Genomic DNA, 19,175 nt, shown 5'->3' with positions numbered 1-19,175 from the left:
CGCCGATCCGCTACGCGCGCATTTGTAGGAGCGCGGCGCGCAATGAGGCTTTACCGGTAACGCCTCATCGCACGCCAGCGCGCTCCTACCACACGGCGGACAGCCAGTCCTATGTCTCGGCACCCTCGCGACTATAGGCAGGTGCTGGCGGTGGATGGCGGGCAGTCATTGAGGGTGTGAGTGGGGATGTTCGCTGGCGAAGATGCCGATCCGCTGCATGGACCCGTAGGAGCGTGCCCGCGCGCGACGGAGCTTTATCGGTAATGCCCCGTCGCGCGCCAGCGCGCTCCTACGACACGGCGGCTTCTCACATCTATCCGACCGACTGCCTCGCGACGAGGCGTTGAGACAGCGTTAGTCAGCCAGCTCCGCCGCCTCGACACTGTGCTCCCCACGCGCCGGTGCCAGCGCGGCGCCCACCATGGCGGCGGCGATGCGTTCGGCCGGGTTGAGGCGGAAGCGGCGTGGCAGCAGCGGACCGAGCGCGCCCAGCACGAGGCTGCCGATGTGTTCGCCGGTGCGACGCTGCTCGCGTTCGCCGCCGATCAGCCCCGGGCGTACGAAGGTGAGCGAGGGGAAGCCGACCGCGCGCAGGTCGCGTTCCAGCTCGCCCTTGACGCGGTTGTAGAAGATGCGCGAGTGCGCATCGGCACCGGCGGCTGAATTCAGCACGAATACCGAGGTGCCCTGCGCGCAGACCGCGCGTGCCAGCGCCATCGGATAATCGTGGTCGATGCGGTAGAACGCCTCGCGCGAGCCGGCCTGTTTCATCGTGCTGCCCAGGGCGCAGATGGCCGCTTCCATGCGCGGTGCGGTCCAGTGGTCCAGGCGATCGAAATCGATCACCTGGTTGCGCAGCTTGGGGTGGATCTGGGACAACGGCCGGCGCGTGATCGCCACCACGCCGGTACAGCGCGCATCGGCCAGGAGTTGTTGCAGGACATGTCTACCGACCAGACCGGTGGCCCCTGCCAGCAACACATCCATCAGATCACCCCCGCCATCAGCGCGCGCCCTCGGAGACGATGCGCGCGCTGCTGGCGATGCGATCGCGCTCCACTGCGAGCAAGGTCAGCGAGTGCGCCGGGGCCTTCCATTCGCTGCCGCCGGCCACCACGCGGCCGCCGTGGCGCGCGGTGTCGACCAGCACGCGCCAGTGCTCGTCATGCATCGCCGGCAGCGTGAACGACACGCTGGTGGAGGCGGCATTGATCAGCATCAGCAAGGTCACGTTGGCGGCGATCTCGCGCAGGCCGGTGGTCGGCGAGCGGCCATCCAGCCGCAGCATCAGCGCACGCGCTTCCGGGTCGTGCCAGCTGGCTTCGTCCATCTCGTGGCCGTCCGGTGCCAGCCAGGTGAGATCCTTCAAGCCCAGCGCTTCGTCGAACTTGCCGTCGAAGAAGCGGGCGCGATGCAGCAGCGGATAACGCTGGCGGATACGGATCAACCGCCGCACGAATGCAGCCTGATCGGCAGCAGCGGCCTTGGTGGCAGCAGTCCAGTCGATCCAGGTCAGTTCGTTGTCCTGGCAATACGCGTTGTTGTTGCCGTTCTGGCTATGGCCGAACTCATCGCCGGCCAGCAGCATCGGCGTGCCTTGCGAAAGCAGCAACGTGGCCAGCAGGTTGCGCATCTGCTGACGGCGCAGCTGCTTGATGGCCGGGTCGTTGGTGTCGCCCTCGACACCGTAATTGGCCGAGATATTGTGGTCGCTGCCGTCCCTGCCCTCTTCGCCGTTGGCGAAGTTGTGCTTGCCTTCGTAGCTGACCAGATCGCGCAGGGTGAAGCCATCGTGCGCGGTGACGAAATTGACCGATGCAGTGGGGCGACGACCGCTGTGGTTGAACAGGTCCGCCGATCCGGTCAAGCGCGTGGCCAGTTCGGCCAGCTGGCCGCCGTCGCCACGCCAGAACGCGCGCACGTTGTCGCGGAACTTGTCGTTCCACTCCACCCAGCCCGGCGGGAAATTGCCCACCTGGTAACCGCCTGGACCGATATCCCAGGGCTCGGCGATCAGCTTGGTCTGGCTCAGCACCGGATCCTGGCGCACCGCATCGAGAAAGCTGCCCGATGGATCGAAGCCGTAGCGCTCGCGCCCAAGAATGGTGGCCAGGTCGAAGCGGAAACCATCGACATGCATTTCCTGCACCCAGTAACGCAGCGAGTCCATCACCATGCGCAGCGCGCCGACATTGGTCAGGTCGAAGGTGTTCCCGGTGCCGGTGTCGTTGATGTAGAAGCGGCGATCGTCGGCCAGGCGGTAGTAGCTGGCGTTGTCGATGCCCTTGAACGACAGCGTCGGCCCCAGCTCGTTGCCTTCGGCGGTGTGGTTGTAGACCACGTCCAGCAGCACTTCCAGCCCGGCGTGATGCAGCCGCGCCACCATCTGCTTGAACTCGGCCACGGTGCGCGTGGACATGTAGCGCGCCTGTGGGGCGAAGAACCCCAGGGTGTTGTAGCCCCAGTAGTTGCGCAGGCCTTTTTCCAGCAGGTATTGATCGTCGACGAAGGCGTGCACGGGCAGCAGTTCCACTGCGGTGACGCCGAGTGAGCTGATGTGGTCGATCAGCTCGTCGGTCTTCAGGGCCGAGAACGTGCCGCGATTTTCCGGCGGCACCGACGGGTGCAACATGCTCAGCCCACGCACGTGCGCCTCGTAGATCACCGTGCGGTTCCACGGCGTCTGCGGCGGGCGGTCCTGGCCCCAGGTGAAGGCCGGGTCGATCACCGCGGACTTGGGCATGAACGCGGCACTGTCGCGGCGATCGAAGCTCAGATCCTTGTCGCGGTGGCCAATGGTGTAGCCGAACAGGTGCGGCGCCCATTTGAGCTCGCCGACGATCTGCTTGGCATACGGGTCCAGCAGCAGCTTGTTGTGGTTGAAGCGATGCCCGGCATCGGGCGCATAGGGTCCATGCACGCGATAGCCGTACAGCTGGCCGGGGCGTGCGTCGGGCAGATAGCCGTGCCAGACCTCGTCGGTATATTCGGGCAGCGCCAGGCGCTCCTGCTCGCGGCCACGCTCGTCGAACAGGCACAGCTCCACCCGGGTGGCGTTGCGCGAATACAGCGCGAAATTGACCCCCAGGCCATCCCAGGTGGCGCCGAGCGGGTTGGGACGGCCTTCGCGGATGCGCGAGCGCTGAGTGAACTTGCGGGTGGCCATCGGTAACTCCTGAGAACGGTGAACTCAAAACGCTGAGCGAATGCGGCTGCCTGCGTGCGTGTGCACGCTCACCCTGACATGGCGCAGCCTGCAGGGTGAACCATGCAGGGTGACAGAGTGACCGTTACTGGCGTGCACTCGCCGGCGGGCCGGCCTGCTCGGCGGCGCGCTCTTCGGCATCCACCAGGCGCTCGGCCATGGCCCAGTGCCGATCTGCGTGGCCGTCCGGGCGGCCTTCGGCCTCCCAGATCTCCTGTGCCAACTGGCGAAGCCGCGCCTGCCGTTCCGTGTCGTTCATTGCGTACGTTCTCTTAGGGGGTCAACAACACTGCCACTGGCGCACGTGCAAACAGCGTGGATATCGTCACGCGGCCGCCTTGCGGCTGCACCGTGCTGCCATCGAGCACATTACGGTAACTGGCCTGCGGCAATGCCAACGCCGCCTGACCCCAGCTGGCCGGCGGCACCAGCAGCGGCAGATCGCCATCGCCCACGTCGCCGGCACCCAGCCGCGTGACTGCCACCACCAGCGACTGCCCGCGGTACTGGCGGCGGAACGCCAGCACCTGCGCATCGCCGCTGCCGGTCACGGTCAGGGGCTGGTAGTCGCCCTTGGCGAACAGCGCCGGATGTTCGGCCCGCAACTGCAGCAGCAGTGCGGTCAGACGTGCCTTGACCGCACCATCGCGCCAGCTGCGCAGCAGCGTGTTCCAGTCGCGTGCCTGCGCCAGCCACTGCTGGCGCTGCGCGTAGTCGACCGGGCGGCGGTTGTCCGGGTCCACCAGCGACAGATCCCAGCCTTCGGTGCCCTGGTACAGGTCGGGCACGCCCGGCACGGTCAGGCGCAACGTGGTCTGCACCAGCGCGTTGCGCGCACCGGCCGCGGCGATGTGGTTGCTGGCGCGCAGCAGCGCCCGCCGCAGCGGCAACCCGGCGCGGCTGCACAGCACCTGCTCCACGGTGGCCTGCACGGCCTGTTCGTAGGCCGGCGAGCCATCGGTCCAGCTGGTGTGCAGCTTGGCCTCGCGCACGGCCTTGAGCAGCCACTGCGCAATGCGCTCGGCGTACTCGGCCAGCGGCTCGGTCTGGTCGGCACCCAGGCCGATCGGCCAGGCGGCCACCAGGGTCTGCCAGAGCATCTGCTGGTCGCCGCCGGCCAGTGCCGGTGCCTCGAGCGTCTCTGCCAAGGCATCGAACCGGGTGCTCTGCTCGATCCACCAGCGCGGTTGCTCGGACAGCACCGCCAGCCGCATGCGCAGGTCTTCGCCGCGCTTGTGGTCGTGCGTGGCGGTGGCCAGCAACGCCCGCGGGAAGTGCTTGGCGCGTTCGAGATTCTGCGCGTGGAAGTCGGCCGCCTCGTTGGCGAAGTGGGTCGGATGGCTGCCGACCTCGTTGCGCGACAACAGCACGCCGTGCCGGTAGAACGCGGTGTCTTCCACCGACTTGGCATTGAGCGGTGCGGACAACTGCTCCACGCGACGACGCAGGATGCGCCGCAGGGCGACCTGCGCGCGGTCGGCGCCGGCATCGTCGAGCAGCCAGCGCTCGATCGCATCGACGGCCGCGACGATGGACTCCGGCATGCCCTCGCGCGCACGCGCGGCGGTGGCGCGCAGGCGCTCGGCTTCGCTGCCGGTCACGCCCTTGGCACCGGCATAGGTGCGGTACACCGGGAACCAGCGCAGCAACACGCACAGGCCGCGCGCCAGCATCTGCGGGCTGAACTCGCGCGTGGGCGGGTCCAGCCGCGCCAATGCCGACAACGCACCGACGGCGCGATTGAATTCGGTCTGCAGCGGGCCACGCAAGATCTCGTCGCGGGCGGCGCGTTCTTCCTGTGCGAAGTCGCCACTGCGCCCGCTCACCTTCTGCCAGGCACGCGCCAGCGGCTTGAAGCCGCCCGCGTCATGCAGCACGCCGCCGACCTGGTCCATGAAGTCGTAGCCGGTGGTGCCATCGCAGGGCCAGTCGGCCGGCAGGTGCTCGCCGGGCGCCAGGATCTTTTCCAGATACAGGCCCAGCGTGCCGGGCTTGAGGCCACGGGTGCGGCCAGCCGCATCCAGCCGGCTGCGCAGCTTGCGCACATAGCCGGTGGGATCGGTCAGCCCGTCCACATGGTCGATGCGCAGGCCGTCCAGATGGCCCTCGGCCACCAGCCGCAGCGGCAGGGCATGCACCGCGTCGAACACCGCCGGTAGCTCCACCCGCAATGCCACCAGCGAGGTGATGTCGAAGAAGCGACGGTAGTTGAGCATGTCGTTGCCCACGCGCCACCAGTTCAGGCGGTACGGCTGGCGCTCGATCAGCTTGTGCAGACGGCCATCGCCGCGCTTGGCGCCGTCGTTGTAGTCGCGCAGCCATTGCGCACGCGCGGCCTTTTCCGGCACCTCCAGCGTCTGCGGACGGATCGGGTACCGCTGGTCGTAGTGCGCCAGTGCCGCGCTGCCGTCGTCCTCGACCACCAGGGTGATCAGGCCTTCGGCCAGTGCGGTGGCATACGGGCGGTCCAGCACCGCCAGCCACAACTTGCCGTCGCGCCCGGGCGCGCGCCAGTCGATGTCGAACCAGTCGGCATGCTTGGCACTGCGGCCGTTGCGCAGCACATCCCACCACCACGCGTTGTCCGCATGCGTGGCCATGTGGTTGGGCACGATGTCGGCGATCAGGCCCATGCCGTGCTCGCGCGCGGCCTGCGACAGGGCGATGAGCGCGTCTTCGCCGCCGAGCTCGGGATTGACCACGGTCGGGTCGATATTGTCGTAGCCGTGCGTGGAGCCGGGCACTGCGGTGCCGATCGGCGACAGGTACAGATGGCTGATGCCCAGCCCGGCGTAGTACGGCACCTGGGCGAGCGCATCGTGCAGGGTGAAGCCGACATGCAGCTGCAGGCGGGCGGTGGCGCGAAGCTCGATCATGGATGCGGTTCCGAAACGGCCGCGACGCGACGCGCCTCGGCAAAGCCCTGCAGCGCCGTACTCAGGCGCGCATGCGGCAAGGGATCGGGCAGGCGTCGACGCCAGTTGGGATGGACCTCGACGGTACCCGGCAGATTGGGTTGTTCTTCCAGCGCCAGCGCATCTTCCACCGGCAGCAGGGCCAGTGGCGACACGCTGGTGGCGGTGAAGCGCAGCGCGCCCAGCAGCGGGTCGTCCGTAGCGCTGAGCCCGGTGTATTCGACCGCCGCATCCAGGCGTGCCACATCCTGGATGCGGGCCGCGGCATCGTCCTTGGCCTGCGCGGGCTGGATCAGGTCCAGCCTGCGCCGCCAGTCGATATCACGGCCTTCGCGCCAGCCGGTCAGCGTCGGCAGGTCGTGCGTGGTGGTGGTGGCCAACGCATCCGGCCGCCACAACGCCGGCGAGACGAAGGCGCCGTCGTCGTCGCGGGTGAACATCAACACATCGATGCCCATCACCCCGCGCCGCGACAGTTCCTCGCGGATGCCGGGCGGCACCACGCCGAGGTCTTCGCCGATCACGATCGCCCGGTGCCGCCAAGATTCCAGCGCGAGCAGATTGAGCAGGTCGTGCAGCGGATAGGCCAGATACGCGCCTTCGTTGGAGCTGGCCCCTTCGGGCACCACCCACAGCCGCATCAAGCCCAGAATATGGTCGATACGGATGCCGCCGCGATCGCGCAGCACCGCGCGCAGCAGCGCGATGTATGGCGCATAGCCGCTGCGCCGCAACGCGGTGGGCGAATATGCGCCGATGCCCCAGTGCTGGCCGTCGGCATTGAAGGCGTCCGGCGGCGCGCCCAGCACCAGGCCACGCAGCACGGTGTCGGCGGCCGCCGCGGCTTCGGCGCCATTGGGATCGAAGCCGACCGCCAGATCGGCGATCAACCCGATCTTCATGCCGCGCTCGTGTGCCTCGCGTTGCGCATCGGACCAGCTGCGCGCCGCCAACCATTGCATGAACACGTGCAGTTGCGGATCGCCATCGCCGAAATCCTGCGCGGCAAACCGCGCAAAGCCTTCCAGCGCCGCGCCGCCCTCGCTGCGGAAGGCGAGCAGATCGGGGTGATCGGCGGGCACGCGGGTGTACAGATGACGCAGCAACTGCCACTTGGCCTGCGCGGAGGCCGGCCAGTCGATCAGGGCGCCGTGGTGCAGCGTATCGAAGCGCTCGCGCAGGCCGGGCACCTCGTTGATGGCCTCCAGCGCGCGCTCGCCCAGCACGCGCACCGGCGCGGCATGCAGCGGATCCAGGAAGCGCCGGTCGCTGGGCGAATACGGGCTGTAGCCGCCAGTGACCGGGCGCGCGGCATGCACCGGGCTCAGCGCCAGCGCATCGGCACCGGCCAGTGCGGCATGCCGCACCCATTCCACCGTGCCCGCAGCATCGCCAATGCCGGCATCGTCGATGCTGCGCGCCGAATACACCTGCAACGCCATGCCCCAGGCACGCGGTGCCGGCAGGCCACAGGCATCGGCCACGCTGAAACAGCGTTGCGGGGCAACCGCGACCTGCTGGGTCAGGTTGCCGATCTGCAGCGTCCAATAACCGAAACGCTGCGGCGCACGCACCTGGCCCTGCGCATCGGCACGCGCCGGCTCGCTGGCGCCGCTGTCGTCAACCCAACGGCCGCTGGCGTTGGCGGCAACCGACACCGGCAACAGCTCGGCCACCTGCACGGTCAGCAGCGGCGCCGGCTCGGTGGCTTGCGCCTTGCAGCGACGCAGGCTGTCTTCGCGTTGCGTGGCGGTGCCGGCAGGCAATTCCAGCGCGGTGAGCACCGCATGCAGCGATGGCTCGGCCACCTGCCGCGGCTGGTCGCTGGCATCCACCCAGTCCACCATCACCCCGGCCGCGCCGGCCAGCGCATGCAGATCGCTTCTGCTCAGATCGCGCGTACTCATGCGCGCGCCTCATGCCAGGCGATGAAGCCATCGACCGGCAACTGCTGCGCGTCGGCGGCGACGTTTTCGGCATGCGCCACGCGTCCGCGCAGCGGCGGCATTGGCACCGCCGCGGCACCCACGTTGAAGGCGACATGCCACAGCCCGTCGGGCAATTCCCAGCTGGCGGTCACTGCACCGTCGGCCAGCACCTCGGCGCCCACCGCGCGCGCCTGTGCCAGCCCCGGGACCAGCCACTGGCGGCGTACGCCCAGCAGCGCGGTGAACCAGGCTGTCCACTGCACGCCATCGCCGCGGGCGGCGTCTTCGATCGGCGCGCGCGAGGCAGCAAAGGTGTCGTGGCTGTTCGGATCGGGAATGGTGGCGCGCTGCGCTTCGTCGGCGAATGCGGCGAAGTGCGCAAATTCACGGCGCCGCCCTTCGCGCACCGCATCGTCCAGCGGCGGGCCGAAATCGGTGAAGAACAGAAATGGCTGTTCGGCGCCCCACGGCTCGCCCATGAAGAACAGCGGAATCATCGGCGTCAGCGTCGTCAGCGCCAGCGCAGCGCGCAGGCGCTGCGGCGAGACCAGCACGCTCAGCCGCTCGCCGCGCGCCCGGTTGCCGATCTGGTCGTGGTTCTGCGCGAAGACCACGAACTTGTGCGGCGGCAGCGCCCCGCTCGGCTCGCCACGCACATGCCCGCGCGGGTCCGGCTCGCCCTGGTAGGCGAAGCCTTCGCCAAGCACGCGCGCCAGGTGCTCGGTGGGCTTGTCGGCGAAGGCGGCGTAATAGCCTTCGGCTTCGCCGGTCAGCAGCACATGCAGGGCGTTGTGGAAATCGTCGTCCCATTGCGCGGTGTAGCCGCGTTGCAGCTGCGAGGCCTGGTTGGCCTCGTTTTCCAGCACCAGGTGCACGTGGCGGCCGGCAGGCAGGCTGGCCTGCACGGTCTGCCGCAGGGTATCCAGGAACGCGTTCGGCGTGATCGCATGCACCGCGTCCAGGCGCAGGCCGTCAAAGCCGTATTCGTGCAGCCACATCAGCGCATTGTCGAGAAAGTAACGCTGCACCTGCGGCTTGCGGAAATCGATCGCCGCGCCCCACGGAGTGGGCTTGTCCTCGTTGAAGAACGGGGCGGCATAGCTGTGCAGATAATTGCCGTCCGGGCCGAAGTGGTTGTAGACCACATCCAGCAACACCATCAGGCCGTGTCCGTGCGCGGCGTCGATCAGCGCCTTCAACTGGTCCGGCGTGCCATAGGCTTCCACCGGCGCGTACGGCAACACGCCGTCGTAGCCCCAGTTGTGCGCGCCCGGGAATGCGCTCAGCGGCATCAGCTCGATCGCGGTGATGCCCATCGCCGCCAGCTGCGGCAATTGCGCCTGCACACCGGCATAGCCGCCGCAGGTGCCGACATGCAGTTCGTAGATCACCGCCTCGTCCCACGGCCGTCCCTGCCACTGGGTGTTCTGCCAGGCGTAGCCGTCGGTTGGCTGCACGGCGCTGGGGCCATGCACGCCCTCGGGCTGCCAGCGCGAGGCCGGATCCGGCACCGGTTCGCCACCATCGACGCTGTAGCGATAGCGCGCATCCGCCGCGCAGTCGATCGCCGCACTGAAGAAGCCGTCCTGCGCGGCCTGCAACGCGACGCGCGCGCCGTCGTCGAAGACCACCTCCACGCTCCTGGCATCCGGTGCCCAGAGCGTGAAGCGCACCTGTCCCTCACCCGCTGGCCATGCGCCCCATGCCGGCGTGGTGTCATTGCGCTCGTTCATTGCTATTTCTCCGCTTGCAGATAGATCGTGGCCAGCGGCGGTAGGGTCAGGCGCAGGCGTTGTGCGTGCCCGTGCATGCCCATCGGCTCGGTCGCCAGGCGACCGCTGTTGCCGAGGTTGCTGCCACCGTAATGGGCACTGTCGGTGTTGAGGATTTCGCGCCAGCCGCCGGCACGCGGCACGCCGACGCAATAGTCGTGGTGCGGTTGCGGAGTGAGGTTGCTCACCGCCAGCAAGGGTGCGCCGCCCTCGGGATCGTGGCGGATGAACGCCAGCACGCTGTTGCGCGCGTCGTCGGCCACGCTCCAGTCGAAGCCGTCGGCACGATGCGTGCCGCGATACAGCGCCGGCACCCGTCGCAATGCGGCATTAAGATCGCCGACCAGTTGCTGCACGCCGCGATGCGCGGCCCCGTCGAGCAGATGCCAGTCCAGCGACTGATCGTGATTCCAGTCGTTCCACTGGCCGAATTCGGCGCCCATGAACAGCAGTTTGTCGCCCGGATGCGCCCACATCATCGCCAGATACGCGCGCAGGTTGGCAAAGCGCCGCCAGTCGTCGCCGGGCATCTGCCCGAGCAGGCCACCGGTGCCGTGCACCACTTCGTCGTGCGAGATCGGCAGCACGAAACGCTCGGAGAACGCGTACACCAGACCGAAGGTGAGCTGGCTATGGTGCTGCGCGCGCTCGGCCGGATCGCGCTGCATATAGTGCAGCGTGTCGTGCATCCAGCCCATGTTCCATTTGTGGGTGAAGCCCAGCCCACCCTCGCTGATCGGCGCGGTCACGCCTGGCCAGGCGGTGGACTCTTCGGCGATGGTCAGTACACCGGGAAAGCGCGTGGCAATCTCGCTGTTGAGCTGGCGCAGGAAGGCAACGGCTTCCAGATTCTCGCGGCCGCCATGCGCGTTGGGCACCCACTCGCCTTCGGCACGGCCATAGTCGCGATACAGCATCGAGGCCACTGCATCCACGCGCAGGCCGTCCAGATGGTAGTGGTCGATCCACTCCAGCGCGCTGCCCAGCAGGTAGGCGGTCACTTCGGGCCGGCCGTAGTTGTAGATCAGCGTGTTCCAGTCGCGATGCATGCCCTCGCGCGGGTCGGCATGCTCGTACACCGCCGCGCCGTCGAACTGCGCCAGGCCGTGCGCGTCATCGGGAAAGTGCGCGCTGACCCAGTCCAGGATCACGCCGATGCCGGCGCGATGACAGGCGTCGACGAACTGGGCAAACCCGTCCGGGCTGCCGTGGCGGGCCGTCGGCGCATACAGCCCCAGCGGTTGGTAGCCCCAGGAGCCGCCGAATGGATGTTCGGTGATCGGCAGCAACTCGATATGGGTGAAGCCGAGCTGCTGCACATAGGGAATCAGCTGTGCGGCCAGCCCCGGCCAGTCCAGCGGCTGGTTGTGCCCATCGCGTCGCCAGGACGCGGCGTGCACTTCATAGATGGACAGCGGCGCCGGCGCGGCACTGGCATCGCGCGCAGCCATCCAGGCGGCATCGGTCCAGCCGAACGCTGCCGCGCCCGGCACCACCGAGGCGGTGGCCGGCGGCAATTCGCTCTGGCGCGCCACCGGGTCGGCCTTGAGCAAGACGCGCCCATCGGCAGCGGTGATGGCGTACTTGTAACGCGTGCCGGCTTCCACGCGCGGCAGGAACAGCTCCCAGAACCCACCGATGCGCTGGCGCATCGGATGCCGGCGTACGTCCCAGCCGTTGAAATCGCCCACCACCGCCACGCGCTGCGCATGCGGCGCCCACACCGCAAAGCGCACCCCCGGCACATCGTCGCAGCGCAGGTGCCGGGCGCCCAGGGCGCAACGCAAGGCCTGGCCGTCGCCGGCAGCGATCTGCAGCAGGATGGATTCGTCCAGCGTGGCAGCAAAGGCGTAAGGGTCTTCGATCTCCTGCACCACGTCCGGCCACACGATGCGCAGCCGATACGGCCCTTCGACCGCCAGCACGCCCTCGAACACGCCATCGACCGGGCCGGCCTGCATGCGCGCCAGCAACTTGCCGCGCGGATCGATCAGGCCCATGGCCTCGGCACCGGGTGCCAACACGCGCACCAGACGGCGGCCGTCGGCCTGGACATGCGGGCCCAGGACCGCGAATGCATCGGCAGGCAGGCCATCGGCCAGCGCCTGCACGCTCTGCGCTGAATCCGAGATCCCATCCATGGTCACCGCCGTCGTTTCCGTCTCCTGCCCCTGCACGCCCAGCCGTTCGCTCATGACACCGTCGCAAGCGCGGGAGCGGTTGCGGCGGTGCGTTCGTACAGCGAGAGGTACTTCTTGCCCGCCACATCCCAGCCACTGGGACGCAACATCGCCGCGCGGCGCATCGCCGACAGCAGGCTGGGCAGGCGGAAGGTACGGAATGCGCGCTCCAGGCAACGGCGCAAGGCCTCGGCGCTGGCGTGCTGGAACAGGAAACCGGTGACGCCGTCATCCACCGTGTCGATCAGGCCGCCGGTGGCGTGCGCGATCGGCAGGCAGCCAAAGCGCTGCGCGTACATCTGGCTCAGGCCGCACGGCTCGAAGCGCGACGGCATCAGCAGGAAGTCGGCACCGGCAAACATGCGCCGCGCCAGGCCTTCCTCGAACCCGATGAAGGCACCCACCTGGCCGGGATAGCGCCGGGTCAGCTCGGCGACCTGCTGCTCGATCTCCGGCTCGCCGCCGCCGATCACCGCGATCTGGCCGCCGGCGGCCACGATCTGCGGGGCGACTTCGCAAATCAGGTCCAGGCCCTTCTGGTGCACCAGCCGCGATACCACCGCAAACAGCGGGCCGGTGCTCTCGCGCAGCCCGAAGGCCTTGCGCACCTGCGCGGCGTTGGCCTGCCGGCCCTGCCACTGATTCACGCTGAAATGCGTGTCCAGATATTCGTCGGTGCGCGGGTCCCAGCTGGCGTCGATGCCGTTGACGATGCCGGTCAGCGCGCCCTTGGCGGCGCGACCGGCCAGCAAGCGGTCCAGGCCACAGCCCTGCGCCGGGCCGGTGATCTGCTGGGCATAGCTGACGCTGACCGTGTTGACGTGGTCGGCATGCACGATGCCGCCACGCAGGAACGACATCTGCCCGTAGAACTCCAGCTCGGCCACGCGCTCGGCGGGGATGCCCAGCGCAGCGGCCATCGAATACGGCACCAGGCCCTGGTAGGCCAGGTTATGGATGGTCAACAGGCACGGCGTGGTGCCGCCGGACCAGCGCACATAGGCGGCAGCCAGCGCGCACGGCCAGTCGTTGAGGTGCAGCAGGCGCGGCTTCCAGCCCAGCCCGGCGTGGCCGGCTGCGATCTGCGCGGCGGCATGCGACAAGGTGGCAAAGCGGATCGCGTTGTCTTCGAACTCCGACCCGCTGGTGCTCACATAAGGCGACCCGTCGCGCTCGAACAATTCCTTGGACAGCAGGATGTAGATCGGCAGGCCGTCCGATTGCACGATGCGGCCGATGTCGCAGGCCGGCAGTGCCGCATGCGCCAGTACCCGGCCGACGATCTCCACCTTGCCCGCGCGCGCCAGCACTGCGCGGTAGCCGGGGATCAGTACCCGCACGTCGTAGCGATGGCGCAGCGCGCGCGGCAGCGCCGCCGCCACATCGCCCAGGCCGCCAGCCTTGATGAAGTCCGCCATCTCCGACACCACGAACAAGGCGCCGCGGGTATCGGCCGGCGACACCGGCAGACGTTCGTGATGGCGAATGAAGCGCCCGCGTGCATCACGCGGCCGCCCGCTCTTCTTCAAAGTGGGGAGCAACGTACTGCGCTCAAAGCGTGCGGTAGTGGCGTGAAGCGGCATCATGGCAACCATCTAAACGTCCGTCGTAAAGTGGGTGGAGACGGAAAACAGCGAAGCGACAACCATCATCTGCCGATTCAGCCAGACGACCTGCTACGAATGAGGAGCGGGGCCAACGCGCGTACTCCACGTCGTCCTTGAGATGAATCTACACCCCGGGCAAATAAAATATGCGTGAATACGTGCTGACTTTTCTGCGACACCGACATTCCCTTGCGCATGGTTGCGTGTGCGTCCCGGCATAAGCGGCGCGTCGCCGTGTGATGACATCCCCGCCGTGGTGCGTGATTGTTGAAACGCACCGGAAGCAGGCGCTGGCAGCGGCGCCTGCCAGTCCCGCCTGACTTGTTCAGCCACAGGTCGTCATCGCCTTTCGACCATCTCCGGCCATCGTGCGCGCAGGCTGGAACTGCGCAGACCTGTCCGGACCGCTTAAGCAAGACGCTTGCACGCCGATAACCAGCGGTAGCATCACGACTTTCCGAGACCCCGGCGCATGGCAGACCAGCCTGAACTTCCAAGCCGCCCACGTGGCGGGCTGCGCCGCCTGTTGCCCTGGGGTGGCGCGGACAGCGCACGCCCGGCCGCCGCCCTGCCCAGCGTGGTCGGCGGTGGGCACGGCGGGCACGGCCTGGCCGCGCATCAGCTGGTGCCGGCCAAGAACAAGTCCGGCGCGCACGACCCGGCTGCCGCCACCGCCCTGCTGATGCGCCTGTTCTCGCATGCCGCGCACCCGGAGGCCTTGCTGCTGGCCTTTGCCGAGGGCATCACCAGCCTGCATGGCGAACTCGGCGATATGGGCGTGCGCCTGAGCGCGGCCTATGCGGCCGGCGACTGGCCCGGCTACGGCCGCGCCTTGCGGCAATTGATCGACAAGTACATCCGCACCATCGATACCGGCGACTCGCTGGCCGAAGGGCGCACCGAAGCCGAGCAGCTGCGCGACCTGCTGCGTCACGCACTGGGCAATGCCTTGGCCACGCTGCTGCAACGCAGCCCGGAGCTGGCCGAAGAAGCACAGACCCTGGCATCGGCGCTGCGCCATTGGCGCCCCGGCCATGAACTGATCACCCTGGACCAACGCTTGCGCGAACTGAGTCATCAGATCGGCCTGCGTGCCGAAGATGCCAGCGAGCAGCAGAACCTGTTGCTGGGCCTGTTCGACCTGTTGCTGGAGAACGTGGGCGAACTGCTCGACGATCGCAGCTGGCTGCAGGGGCAGATCTCGGTGGTGCGGCAGCTGATCTCCGGGCCGCTGGATGTCGGCTCGATCGAGCAGGCACGCGGCACCCTGCGCGAGGTCATCTACAAGCAGGGCCTGCTCAAGCAAGGCATTGCCGACTCCAAGACCGCCATGCGCGAGATGATGGTGTCCTTCGTCGACCGGCTCGATGGCATGGCCACCAGCACCGGCGAGTACCACGATCGCGTTGCCGGCTATTCGCAGGCGATCGGCGACGCTCGCAGCATTCCAGACCTCAATCGCCTGCTGCAGGACGTGTTGCAGGACACCGCCGGCGTGCAGGCGCAGGCGCTGGCCGCGCGCGACGAGCTGCTCGCCGCACGTCGCCAGGTCGAGGACGCCGAGCAGCGCATCGCCCTGCTGGAACAGGAACTCAAGGACGTGGCCGGCCTGGTGCGCGAAGACCAGCTGACCGGGGCGCTGAACCGCCGCGGCTTCGAAGAGCTGTTCCAGCGCGAAGCCGCCCGTACCCAGCGCGGCGGCCAACCCTTGTGCGTGGCGATGCTGGACCTGGACGACTTCCGCCGCCTCAACGAGACCCACGGCCATGCCGGCGGCGACGCCGCGCTACGCCATACGGTGGACGTGGCCAAGTCGGTGCTGCGCACCACCGATGCCATCGCCCGCTTCGGCGGCGAGGAGTTCGTGTTGCTGTTGCCGGACTCCACCATCTTCGAAGCCAGTGCGGCGGTGATCCGCCTGCAGCGCGCGCTGGCGCAACGTTCGCTGTTGCACGACGACGTGCGCCTGTTCGTCAGCTTCAGCGGCGGCGTGGCGCTGCGCCATCTCGACGAAACCCAGGACGATGTCATCCGCCGTGCCGACCGCGCCATGTACGAGGCCAAGTCGGCCGGCAAGAATCGCGTGGTCAGCGCCGACTGAGCGCAACCGTCGGCGGAACGCAGGGGGCATCTGCCCTGCCTGGAGCGGTGAAGGCCGCCGCCCGGTGCGCTCCTCGGCACAGGGTGGCGTGGCCGTGCAGGGCGGCGCCGTTGGCGCGGCGGCCCGAGCAGAGCCGTGTCGGCAGCGACTTCCGTCGGCCAGGCGTGCCGGCTGATCCAGCACGCGGGGCGATCACGGCGCGCCGGTGCGGGCGCCCGTCCCGCGCCCGGCCCGCCGCCGCGCGGATCAGTGCGCCGCCGGCTTGCCGCGCAGCTTCTGGAACAGCATCACCGCGCCCAGCACGACCGCACCAGCCACCACGCCCACCAGCATGTTGCCCAACGCATCGACCAGCCAGCCCATGCCACCGGCCGACTTGGTCAGGTCCTGCACGGTGTGGTGCAGCGCCGGAATGTTGTGCACCAGGATGCCGCCGCCGACCAGGAACATCGCCAGCGTGCCGGCCACCGACAGGAACTTCATCAGCCACGGAGCGGCCACCAGGATGCCGCGTCCCAGCGCAGCCAGGGCAGCGCCCTTGTTGGTCAGGTACAGGCCCAGGTCGTCCAGCTTGACGATGGCCGCGACCAGGCCGTACACGCCGATGGTCATCGCCAGCGCGATCGCCACCAGCACTGCAACCTGCTGGCCGAACGACACTCCCGCCACCACGCCCAGCGACAGCACGATGATCTCCGCCGACAGGATGAAGTCGGTGCGGATCGCGCCCTTGACCTTGTCCTTTTCCAGCGCCACCACGTCCACGCTCTCGTCGGCCAGCGCGCGGGTGCGTTCGGCATGCCGCTGCGCTTCGTCTTCCTCATTGTGCAGGAACTTGTGGGCCAGCTTCTCCACGCCCTCGAAGCACAGGTAGGCACCGCCGATCATCATCAGCGGCATCACCAGCGGCACGTTGTAACCGCGCCCGCGCAGCCAGGCCTCCAGGGCGCTGATCGCCAGCGCCGCCGGCACCAGGATCACCTTGTTCATCAGCGACCCCTTGGCCACTGCCCACACCACCGGCAGCTCGCGGTCGGCAGTGACGCCGGTGACCTGCTGTGCATTGAGCGCCAGGTCGTCGCCAAGCACGCCGGCGGTCTTCTTGGCCGCGACCTTGGTCAGGATGGAAACGTCGTCCAGCAATGTGGCGATGTCGTCGAGCAGGGTGAACAGGCTGGCACCGGCCATGCGGGGATCCTTCGTGAGTGGCGGTGAATTCTCGCCGATCCTGCGCCGGTATGGGGTGATGGCAGGCCGTTGCCGGCTGTTGGCGACCGTTGCCGCGCGATGCCGCCGCCCGCCAGCCGGACGATCCGGCCGTGCCCGCCGGCCCTGAGCCGCGCACCGCAGCGCCTTGGCCACGTGGCTGGATTCACCGCCTGACGACCCGCCGCTGGCCACACTCGCCCCCTTGCACGACCGCCGGAGATGGCCTTGAGTCCGAACGACCCGTACCGCACACCGGCCCAGGCCGCGATCCCCGCCGACACCGGCGTGGTGGGCGGCATGAGCCGTCGCACGCAGATCCTGCGCCTGTTGCTGCGGTATCGCGGGTCGGGCGTATTCGCCGGCATGAACCTGGATCCGGCCGCGATCAACGAGTACGAAGTGCCCGCCGAAGGCACGCCCGACCAGTTCGTCTCCGACCTGGAAGCGCTCGGCCCCACCTTCGTCAAGCTTGGCCAGATGCTGTCCACGCGGCCGGACATCGTGCCGCCGGAGTTCGCCACGGCGCTGGAGCGCATGCAGGAGAACACCAGCTCGGTGCCGGTGGAGCGCATCCGCCAGATCATCGAGGAAGAACTCGGCGTGTCGGTCAACAAGGCGTTCTCGTTCTTCGACCCGGTGCCGCTGGGCTGCGCCTCGCTGGCGCAGGTGCACCGCGCCGCCCTGCGCGACGGCACCCCGGTGGCGATCAAGGTGCAAAAACCCGAAGTCGCCGCCCAGGTCCGTTCGGACCTGGACGTGCTCAAGAGCTTTGCCACCGCCGCCGACCGCCTGACCGGCATCGGCCGGCGCGTGCGCTTTGCCGACTGGCTGGGCGAGTTCGGCAAGACCCTGCGTGCCGAGCTCAATTACGAAGACGAGGCCGAGACGCTGGCGCGCTTCGGCAAGCATCTGAAGCCATTTCCGCTGTTGTGGATTCCGCAACCGGTATGGGACCTGAGCAGCCGCAAGGTGCTGACCATGCAGCTGGCCGAAGGCGTGCGGGTGGACAAGATCTCCGGCCTGCGCCGCACCGAGCAGCCGATGGACAACCTGGCCGCAGAGCTGGTCAAGGGCTACCTGGACCAGATGTTCGTGCATGGCGAGATCCATGCCGACCCGCATCCGGGCAACCTGCGCGTGCTGCAGGACGGGCGCCTGGCCATCTTCGACCTGGGAATGGTCGCGCATGTTCCCCCGCGCCTGCGCGAGCGCTTGCTCAAGCTGCTGTTCGCCGCCGTCGACGGCCGTGGCGAAGAAGTCGCCGAAGAGACCATTGCGCTCAGCACGCGCCTGGAGGATTACGACGAGGACCGCTACCAGCGCGAAACCGGGCAGATGATCGCCCGGTATGCCGCCCACGACACCACCTCCGAAGGCCGCGTGGTGCTGGATCTGGTGCGCATCGCCACCTCCAACGGCTTGCGCACGCCACCGGAGCTGAGCCTGCTCGGCAAGACCTTGTTGAACCTGGAAGGCGTGTGCCGCGCGCTGTCGCCGCACCTGGACACGCGCCGCATCGTCGAACGTCATCTGCAGCATGTGATGCGCGCGCGGCTGAAAAAGTCCCTGTCCGCCGCCAATCTGGCCAGCGAGGCGATGGAACTGCAGCACCTGGTGCGCGAAGGACCGCGCCGCATGTCCGAGATCCTGTCGCTGGCGGCGGAAAACCGCCTGCAGATGCGCGTCACCGGGCTGGAAGAATCGCATCTGATGGAAAGCCTGCAGAAGATCGCCAACCGCGTGGCGGCCGGCATCGTGACCGCGGCATTGATCATGGCCTCGGCACAGATGATGCGCATCGAAACCGGCTTGAAGCTGTGGGGCTACCCGGCCATCGCAATGGTGCTGTTCCTGCTCGGCGTGGTGCTGGGCCTGGGCATCGTGCTCAGCGCGCTGCTGTTCGACCGCCGCGTGCGTGCGCGCGAAGAACGCGGGCATCGATAGCACTCCAACAGACCCCACCTCCGCGTAGGAGCGCACCCGGGCGCGACATCGCTTGCCAAGACAGCCGCGTCAAGCTGCCAAAGCGAAGCGGTGCGGGGTTATCGCAATGTCGCCTATATCTGCGAGAAGCGCGCCAAATGCGCAATGCAGATGCCGTCGATTTCTGGCGAACGCCACCGCGACCAGGGGAGCGTCAACGCGTGCAATCCGAAGCGCTGCGGCGATGGCTTAACGCGAACAAACATTTCAGTCAGCTTCGGCGCGGCATAGTCCGTCATCCGGGTGTCACATTGGGTGTGGCGCACAGGACATGG

General features: G+C 68.2%; 11 protein-coding genes. 2 read left to right on the top strand and 9 right to left on the bottom strand.

Annotated features, from left to right (window positions below):
* Positions 1–354: 354 nt before the first annotated feature.
* The 8 genes from H7A87_RS02135 to glgA all read right to left on the bottom strand — a co-directional run bounded on the left by H7A87_RS02135 (position 355) and on the right by glgA (position 13,595).
* Complete coding sequence (locus H7A87_RS02135; protein WP_119129399.1) at positions 355–987, bottom strand: NAD(P)H-binding protein; 633 nt, start codon at positions 985–987, stop codon at positions 355–357.
* Between the two features lie 16 nt (positions 988–1,003).
* A complete protein-coding gene (glgX, locus tag H7A87_RS02130; protein ID WP_115675758.1) occupies positions 1,004–3,166 on the bottom strand; it encodes a glycogen debranching protein GlgX in 2,163 nt (720 codons plus the stop codon).
* Between the two features lie 124 nt (positions 3,167–3,290).
* A complete protein-coding gene (locus H7A87_RS02125) occupies positions 3,291–3,464 on the bottom strand; it encodes a DUF2934 domain-containing protein (RefSeq protein ID WP_104649120.1) in 174 nt (57 codons plus the stop codon).
* Between the two features lie 13 nt (positions 3,465–3,477).
* Positions 3,478–6,081, bottom strand: coding sequence for a malto-oligosyltrehalose synthase (treY, locus tag H7A87_RS02120; protein ID WP_119129398.1), 2,604 nt, complete (start codon positions 6,079–6,081; stop codon positions 3,478–3,480).
* Positions 6,078–8,027, bottom strand: a complete 1,950-nt coding sequence (malQ, locus tag H7A87_RS02115; RefSeq protein ID WP_180496864.1) for a 4-alpha-glucanotransferase — start codon at positions 8,025–8,027, stop codon at positions 6,078–6,080. Before malQ ends, treY begins: the two co-directional genes overlap by 4 nt.
* Positions 8,024–9,781, bottom strand: a complete 1,758-nt coding sequence (treZ, locus tag H7A87_RS02110) for a malto-oligosyltrehalose trehalohydrolase (protein ID WP_119129397.1) — start codon at positions 9,779–9,781, stop codon at positions 8,024–8,026. The genes malQ and treZ overlap by 4 nt, the downstream gene beginning before the upstream one ends.
* 2 nt (positions 9,782–9,783) lie before the next feature.
* Positions 9,784–12,015, bottom strand: coding sequence for a 1,4-alpha-glucan branching enzyme (locus tag H7A87_RS02105; RefSeq protein WP_119129396.1), 2,232 nt, complete (start codon positions 12,013–12,015; stop codon positions 9,784–9,786).
* Entirely contained in the window at positions 12,012–13,595 is a 1,584-nt protein-coding gene (gene glgA / locus H7A87_RS02100; protein ID WP_164739275.1) for a glycogen synthase GlgA, read from the bottom strand. The genes H7A87_RS02105 and glgA overlap by 4 nt, the downstream gene beginning before the upstream one ends.
* 484 nt (positions 13,596–14,079) lie before the next feature.
* On the opposite strand from glgA, the gene H7A87_RS02095 reads away from it, so the two are divergent.
* Positions 14,080–15,708 (top strand): GGDEF domain-containing protein, encoded by a 1,629-nt coding sequence (locus H7A87_RS02095; RefSeq protein WP_119129395.1) that lies wholly within the window; start codon positions 14,080–14,082, stop codon positions 15,706–15,708.
* 246 nt (positions 15,709–15,954) lie between these two features.
* On the opposite strand, the gene H7A87_RS02090 is transcribed toward H7A87_RS02095, so the two are convergent.
* Positions 15,955–16,896 carry a DUF808 domain-containing protein gene (locus tag H7A87_RS02090; RefSeq protein ID WP_104585681.1) on the bottom strand — a complete coding sequence of 314 codons (942 nt, stop codon included), beginning with the start codon at positions 16,894–16,896 and terminating at the stop codon, positions 15,955–15,957.
* 240 nt (positions 16,897–17,136) lie between these two features.
* Here H7A87_RS02090 and H7A87_RS02085 point away from each other — a divergent pair, with 240 nt between their 5' ends.
* Positions 17,137–18,861, top strand: coding sequence for an AarF/UbiB family protein (locus tag H7A87_RS02085; protein ID WP_104585679.1), 1,725 nt, complete (start codon positions 17,137–17,139; stop codon positions 18,859–18,861).
* The last annotated feature ends 314 nt before the right edge of the window (positions 18,862–19,175 follow it).

The sequence above is a fragment of the Xanthomonas sp. CPBF 426 genome, assembly GCF_903989465.1.
GTDB classification, from domain to species: Bacteria; Pseudomonadota; Gammaproteobacteria; order Xanthomonadales; family Xanthomonadaceae; genus Xanthomonas; species Xanthomonas euroxanthea.
The sequence above is the reverse complement of the archived record's forward strand: the minus strand, read 5'-3'. Positions and strand labels throughout refer to the sequence as shown.